Origin of the sequence: Parvibaculum indicum (assembly GCF_011762095.1) — a bacterium.
GTDB classification, from domain to species: Bacteria; Pseudomonadota; Alphaproteobacteria; order Parvibaculales; family Parvibaculaceae; genus Parvibaculum; species Parvibaculum indicum.
In genome coordinates, this window is the sequence record NZ_JAASQO010000014.1 from 91,613 (window position 1) to 97,767 (window position 6,155).

Here is a 6,155-nt window from a genome sequence, read left to right on the forward strand (position 1 = left end):
GGACCCAATCCACCTTTCGGCAAATGCCGCCTTCCTATTTCACATGCTTGCCCGTGCCGTCTCCTGCGGGGACCCACTGGCGCGCCCGGTTGATCGCCATCTTCTCGTCGATGGCTGTATGCAGATCCACTCCGCTTTCATGCGCGACGCGATAGAGCAGGATGACGATATCCGCCAGCTCATGGGCGATCTCTTGCCGGTCGCCCGCCGTCAGCGCCTCGGAGAGTTCCTCCATCTCGGGCAGGGCCCGGGCATGGAGCGTCGCCGCGTCCTTTGCGGGACCGAATGTTTCCTCTGCCCATGCGCAAATGCTCTGCTGCGTTTCCCTTGCCGCCCCGCTCATTCTCTTCTCCCCGAATTGTGTCGATAAGAGAAAGAGTAGCGCGCGAATACGCCCTCGGCACGCATGACCTGACCTCACGCCCCGCCGCGAAATGTGCAAACCCCTTCATGCTGCAGGGCGAAAAATGCCCTCCACATGGTGATTTCTCGTCCTGAAGAGCGAAAAACCCCTGTCAGACAGGCATTTCTCGCATTCCCCGTATTGCGGAGTGCGATTCATGACTGATAATTGGGTGTTTATCGGGTGATTCGGCACGAGGGACCTGTCGCGATCATCAAAGAGGGAAATCCCTCATGCGGTCCCGGGGAAAACTGCTTCGTTCATGCCTGTCTTTCGCGGGCGACGCTCGACCCGGAAAGACATCCCGTCATTCACAAAATAGATGCGGCCGGGCGGCCTGAACGAACACAGCAATGAGGATCAAGACCATGGCAACGAGACCCGCTGCGAAGAAACCCGCCGCCCGGAAGCCGGCTGCGAAGAAGCCTGCCGCTGCCGCTGCGAAGAAGCCCGCCGCCGCCAGGAAGCCCGCGGCCCGTTCCACGGCCGCGAAGACGACGGCTGCGAAGCCCGCGACGCCGCCCACCATTCCCATGTCCAAGCTCATCGCCGAACTGGCCGAGAAGCACGACATGCCGAAGAAGCAGATGAACGAGATCTTCCAGGACTTCGTCGACATGACGCAGAAGAACCTGAAGAAGGGCAACAAGATCCGTCTGACGGGCCTCGGCATCCTGCAGGTGCGCAAGCGCGCCGCCCGCATGGGCCGCAACCCGGCCACGGGCGAAGCGATCAAGATCAAGGCCTCCAAGAAGGTGGCGTTCCGCGTCGCCAAGGATCTGAAGGAAATGATCTGATCTCTCCCGCCTTACGGCGAGTCGAGTTTCAGGCGCCCCGTCGGCGGAGATTTTCCGCGGGCGGGGCGTTTTCTTTCGAGGGCCATGCCACGATGCCGCCTCATATGCGGTTACGCTCAGGCCCATGCGCTCTCTGTGCTTCCTTGTCCTGCTCCTTGTGATGCTGCCTCACGCCGTGGCGGCGGCGCCCGTCTGTGCGACGCGCGAGGCGGTCCAGCCCCGTCTCGATGCGCTGCGGAACGCGATGGAAAAGGGCCGCTTCGTCTCCTATTCGCCGACCGGCCTCAAGATATGGGCGGAAGGCACCGCGACGCCGGACGAGCAGAGCCTGCGCGACGACCTTGCCGTGCTGCGTCCCTGGTTCGACGGCCTCGTCACCTATGGCGCGCTGGACGGGCTCGACCGCGTGCCCGAAGCCGCTGCGAAGAGTGGCTACCGCGCCGTCATTCTCGGCGTCTGGGACATTACGGATGAGGAGGAGATCGACCGCGCGCTCGCCGCGGCGAAGCGTCATCCGGATCTCGTGGTCGGCCTCTCGCTCGGCAATGAGCTTGTCTTCGGCAAGCGCGCGGGGTGGGACGATCTCGTCCGCGCCATCCACCGTGTGCGCGAGCGTGCGCCCTCTCTGCCGTTGGGCGCGACCGAGCCTTTCGCCTGGTGGCTGAAACCGGAGGCGAAACCCGCTCTCGCACAGCTCGACTTCCTGCTGGCCAATGCGCATCCCGCCTTCGAGCCCTGGTTCCGCGATGCCCCGGCGGCGAACGGGGCCGATTTCGTGGTCGATGTCACGGCGCAGCTCGCGGAGGTCTATTGCGGCCCCATCCTGGTGAAGGAAACGGGCCTGCCCACCGAGCCCGCCGCGCGCAATTTCACGCCCGCGCGCCAGGCCGCCTTCTGGAAGGCCCTTCAGGAGAAGATGCCGCCCACGCGCAAACGCGCCTTTGCCGGTTTCGCCGCCTTCGATGCGCCCTGGCGCGTCTATGACGAGACGCCGGGCACGGACGGTCCCAACCCCTCCGAGGGCGCATGGGGCCTCTTCACCGTGGACCGCGAGCCGAAACCCGTCATGGACGTGCTGCCCCGCCTGCGCTAAGGCGCATTCGATACGTCATTGCGAGGCGCGGAACGCGACGAAGCAATCTATGCGGCGTCGATTCACGACGGGCCCCGGCGCCCGCTCCGCCCTTCCTTCATGCGGTAGGGCTGGCTACACTCGCGCGCTTTCAGGGAACGGGCGAAAGGGGCCGCGTGGCGGGACGGAACGACAATCGGCGGAAAAGGCTGTCCGCATGTGTTGCGGCGGGTTTTTTGCTCGTGGCGTCCCATGCGCGCGCCGGGGAGGCTCGCTCCGAGGGGCCTCTAGCCGGGGAAGCGCCGCAACGCATCGTCTCCATCAATCTGTGCTCGGATATTGTGCTCGCCCCGCTCGCCGCGCCCGGCACGGTCAAATCCGTCTATCGCCTGTCGAAAGACCCGGCGGATTCGCCCGTCGCCTCCCTGGTCGAAAACATTCCCGCCAATGACGGCCGCATCGAGGACATTCTGCCCTTCGCGCCCGATCTGGTGCTGGCGCATCAGTTCACCTCGCCCTTCGTGCTCGACATGCTGAAGCGGCTGAACATTCCCGTGGCGCAGGTGAAGAATGCGTCGACCTTCAACGATATACGCGACAATATTCGCACCGTGGCCGGCGCCATCGGGCGGGAACAGGCGGGCGCGGCGCTGATCGCCCGCTTCGATCGCGCGCTGGCCGCCGACCGCCGTCCCCTGACGCCGGACGCGCCCGGCATACTCCTCTATCAGGATCTGGGCGGCGCCTCGACGTCCAACTCCATTTTGGGGCGCATCATGGCGCTGACGGGGTTCCGCAATGTCGTCACGCGCGAAAACGCGGTGGGGATCGTCTATCCCGAGCTGACGGAAGTGATCGCCATGCATCCCGATCTCGTCGCCATCGGCGTCTACCGCCCCGACGCGCCGTCGCTGGCCGGCGCGGTTCTGCGGCACCCGGCATTGAAGGCCTATATGACCCGTCACGCACATGAAATCCGCCTGCCCTCACAGGCATGGCGCTGCAGCTCGCATTACATCGCCGGCATCGCCGACCGCATGGCCGCCGCCCGCGACCGGCTCGCGCAGGGAGAGGCGCCGTGAAATACGATACCGCGAGCCGCCGCTACTGGGCGATCAATGCCGGTCTGTTCGGGCTCGTCGTCCTCCTCTTCGCTGGCTCCGTCCTGATCGGACGCGGCTTTGAGCTCCTGCCGGCGAAATTCGCCGAGATCGCGAAAATCGACCGGGCGCTGGCCTGGCTGGTGCTGGAGCAGGTGCGGCTGCCCCGCGCGGCGCTGGGCGTGCTGGTGGGGGCCACGCTGGGGCTCACCGGCGCCGTCCTGCAGGGGCTCCTGCGCAATCCGCTGGCCGAACCCGGCATTATCGGCGCCTCGTCCGGCGCGGCGCTGGGCGCGGTGCTGGTTTTCTATTTCGGGCTTGCCGCCGGCGGGGCCATGGCGGTGCAGCTTGGCGGCGTGGCCGGCGCGCTGCTGGCGCTCGTCACGCTTTATCTGCTGGTCGGGCGGCATGCCGCCATCGTGACGCTCATTCTGGGCGGCGTGGCGATTACGGCCTTCTCGGGCGCGCTCACCTCGCTCGCGCTCAACCTGTCGCCGAGCCCCTATGCCGCCATGGAGATCGTTTTCTGGATGCTGGGCTCGCTGTCGGACCGCTCCATGACGCAGGTCTGGTTCGTGCTGCCCTTCATGATCGTCGGCTGGGCGCTCGTCGCTTCCACCGCCCGCGCGCTCGATGCGCTGACGCTGGGCGAGGACACGGCGGCGACGCTCGGCTTCAACCAGACCTCGGTCAAGGCGCGCGCCATTATCGGCACCGGGCTCGCCGTCGGCGCGGCGGTGTCGGTCACCGGCGTCATCGGTTTCGTCGGTCTCGTCGTGCCGCATCTCCTGCGCCCTCTGGTGGGCTACCGGCCCGGCGGGCTGCTGCTGCCGAGCGCGCTGGGCGGCGCGGCGCTGGTGCTCGCCGCCGACATCATCGTCCGCCTGCCGGTCGGCGGGCCGGAGCCGAAGCTCGGCGTCGTCACCTCGCTTCTGGGCGCGCCCTTCTTCCTCTTCCTCATCATGCGCATGAGGAGGGACACCGCATGACGGAACTTGTCCTCCGCCACCTCCATGCCTCGCTCGGCGGCGCGCGCATCATTCACGATGTGTCGCTGGATATCCCCGGTCCCGGATTCATCGGTCTCGTCGGTCCGAACGGGGCGGGCAAGACGACACTTATCCGCGCCATCGCCTCCCTCATTCCCTTCGAGGGGGACATTCTGCTGGATGGCATTCCGCTCTCTCACTCAATCTCGCCCAACCATGTGCGCAATCTTGCCCGCAGGCTCGCCTATCTTGCCCAGAACGCAGAGAGCCACTGGCCGATAGAGGTGTCCCGTCTCGTCGCGCTGGGCCGCCTGCCGCATCTGGAACCCTTCCGGAAAATGCGCGAAGCCGATGAAAAGGCTGTCGAACGCGCCATGGAGCTTGCCGATGTCGCGCGCTATCGCGGCCGCGACGTCATGAGCCTGTCCGGCGGCGAGCGCGCCCGCGTCCTCCTCGCCCGCGCGCTGGCGGTCGAAGCGCCGCTCCTCCTCGTCGACGAACCGGTCGCCTCGCTGGACCCCTATCACCAGCTCCGCATCATGGAAGTCCTTGAAAACTATGCCAAAAACGCGGGCCGCATCGTCGTCGCCGTGCTGCACGACCTGTCGCTGGCCGCGCGTTTCTGCGACCGTCTGGTGCTGCTGCATGAGGGAAAAATCCGCGCCGCCGGCCCGCCCGACACCGTGCTGACCGACGAAAACCTCGAAGACGTCTACCGGGTAAAAGTTTTTTCCGGCCGCGAAGGCGAGACCCGATACATCGTCCCGCTCTCCCGCACGGAATAGGGGAGACGGCTAACCCCTTGTTACTGCTTCGCGAATAAGGGTCCGCAGCCAGATATGGGCCGGATCTTCGTCATGCACCGCGGGCCACGCCTGATGCACGAAGGCCGGCGGCACGGCAAACGGCATCTCATGCAACCGAAGATCCAGCAGCGCCGCATAGCGTTCGGCCAGCATGCGCGGCATGCATCCGGCGAGATCGGAACTGGCGACCAGAAACGCCATGGCATGAAGCGTATCCACTTCCGCGGCAACCCGCCTTTGCCGCCGGAAAGTATGCTCCGCAACGAAGCCGGGCGCATGCCGGGCCGCGAGGCGGGCATGCGACAGATCGAAGAACCCGGCCTCGTCCAGCGTTCCTTCCGCACGCGTCCCGGCGGCGGTAATGCAGACGAATTCGTCATGCAGCAGCGCCTCATTGCAGACGGACCTGTCTTCCGGCGGAACGGCGAGCCAGGCGAGGTCGAGGCGCTCCTTCTTCAGGTCGGGAATGATGGTTTCGTCCGACGGTTGTTTCAGCACGACACTGGCCGCAGCGGCCTCCGAGCGCAGGCGCGGCATGATGCGGGGCAGGTAGAGCGTCTCTCCGAAGTCGCCGAGAGACAGGCTGAATTTGCGCATCATTTCCCCCGGATCGAACGGGTGGCGTTCGTGAAATGCGTACCGGGCCAGTCTGAGCGCCTGTCGAACCGGAACGTCCATGGCGCGGGCTCGGGCGGTTGGCGCTATTTCATTGCCCTGACGAACGAAAAGCGGGTCATTGACCAGCGCCCGCAATCTCGACAAGGCGTTCGAGAGGGCCGGCTGCGTCATATTCAGCCTGGCGGCGGCCCGCGTAATACTTCTCTCGGCCATAATGGCCTCGAAGATCGTAAGCAGGTTCAGGTCAATGTTGCGTAAATTCATGAGACCAATAACTAGAGCATTTTCCCATCGTTTTGAATCGTTTGGGATTCCCAAATCAGACGTGATCTGATTCAACATACGGGCTGGAAGAGGAGGCCAGCTCGGA

Annotated in this window: 7 protein-coding genes; 5 read left to right on the top strand and 2 right to left on the bottom strand. The window is 65.3% G+C overall.

Annotated elements, in window-relative coordinates:
* Window positions 1-34: 34 nt before the first annotated feature.
* On the bottom strand, window positions 35-343 hold the full coding sequence (locus FHS78_RS16175; RefSeq protein ID WP_167095412.1) for a dATP/dGTP pyrophosphohydrolase domain-containing protein: 309 nt from the start codon (window positions 341-343) through the stop codon (window positions 35-37).
* A gap of 428 nt (window positions 344-771) precedes the next feature.
* On the opposite strand from FHS78_RS16175, the gene FHS78_RS19475 reads away from it, so the two are divergent.
* The 5 genes from FHS78_RS19475 (at window position 772) to FHS78_RS16200 (ending at window position 5,146) form a co-directional block, all read left to right on the top strand.
* Window positions 772-1,200 (top strand): HU family DNA-binding protein, encoded by a 429-nt coding sequence (locus tag FHS78_RS19475; protein WP_167095413.1) that lies wholly within the window; start codon window positions 772-774, stop codon window positions 1,198-1,200.
* A gap of 124 nt (window positions 1,201-1,324) precedes the next feature.
* Window positions 1,325-2,293 carry a glycoside hydrolase family 113 protein gene (locus FHS78_RS16185; protein ID WP_167095414.1) on the top strand — a complete coding sequence of 323 codons (969 nt, stop codon included), beginning with the start codon at window positions 1,325-1,327 and terminating at the stop codon, window positions 2,291-2,293.
* Window positions 2,294-2,514: 221 nt separating this feature from the next.
* Complete coding sequence (locus tag FHS78_RS16190; protein ID WP_343041997.1) at window positions 2,515-3,354, top strand: ABC transporter substrate-binding protein; 840 nt, start codon at window positions 2,515-2,517, stop codon at window positions 3,352-3,354.
* A complete protein-coding gene (locus tag FHS78_RS16195; protein WP_343041995.1) occupies window positions 3,351-4,361 on the top strand; it encodes a FecCD family ABC transporter permease in 1,011 nt (336 codons plus the stop codon). The genes FHS78_RS16190 and FHS78_RS16195 overlap by 4 nt, the downstream gene beginning before the upstream one ends.
* Window positions 4,358-5,146 carry an ABC transporter ATP-binding protein gene (locus FHS78_RS16200; protein WP_167095417.1) on the top strand — a complete coding sequence of 263 codons (789 nt, stop codon included), beginning with the start codon at window positions 4,358-4,360 and terminating at the stop codon, window positions 5,144-5,146. The genes FHS78_RS16195 and FHS78_RS16200 overlap by 4 nt, the downstream gene beginning before the upstream one ends.
* A 9-nt stretch (window positions 5,147-5,155) precedes the next feature.
* On the opposite strand, the gene FHS78_RS16205 is transcribed toward FHS78_RS16200, so the two are convergent.
* Window positions 5,156-6,127, bottom strand: a complete 972-nt coding sequence (locus FHS78_RS16205) for a LysR family transcriptional regulator (protein WP_343041998.1) — start codon at window positions 6,125-6,127, stop codon at window positions 5,156-5,158.
* Window positions 6,128-6,155: the final 28 nt, after the last annotated feature.

Excerpts from the sequence above, each read along its gene's own strand:
- FHS78_RS16185 (WP_167095414.1), top strand. The coding sequence starts at position 1,325 with ATGCGCTCTCTGTGCTTCCTTGTCCTGCTCCTTGTGATGCTGCCTCAC.
- FHS78_RS16175 (WP_167095412.1), bottom strand. The coding sequence starts at position 343 with ATGAGCGGGGCGGCAAGGGAAACGCAGCAGAGCATTTGCGCATGGGCA.
- FHS78_RS16200 (WP_167095417.1), top strand. The coding sequence starts at position 4,358 with ATGACGGAACTTGTCCTCCGCCACCTCCATGCCTCGCTCGGCGGCGCG.
- FHS78_RS16205 (WP_343041998.1), bottom strand. The coding sequence starts at position 6,127 with ATGTTGAATCAGATCACGTCTGATTTGGGAATCCCAAACGATTCAAAA.
- FHS78_RS19475 (WP_167095413.1), top strand. The coding sequence starts at position 772 with ATGGCAACGAGACCCGCTGCGAAGAAACCCGCCGCCCGGAAGCCGGCT.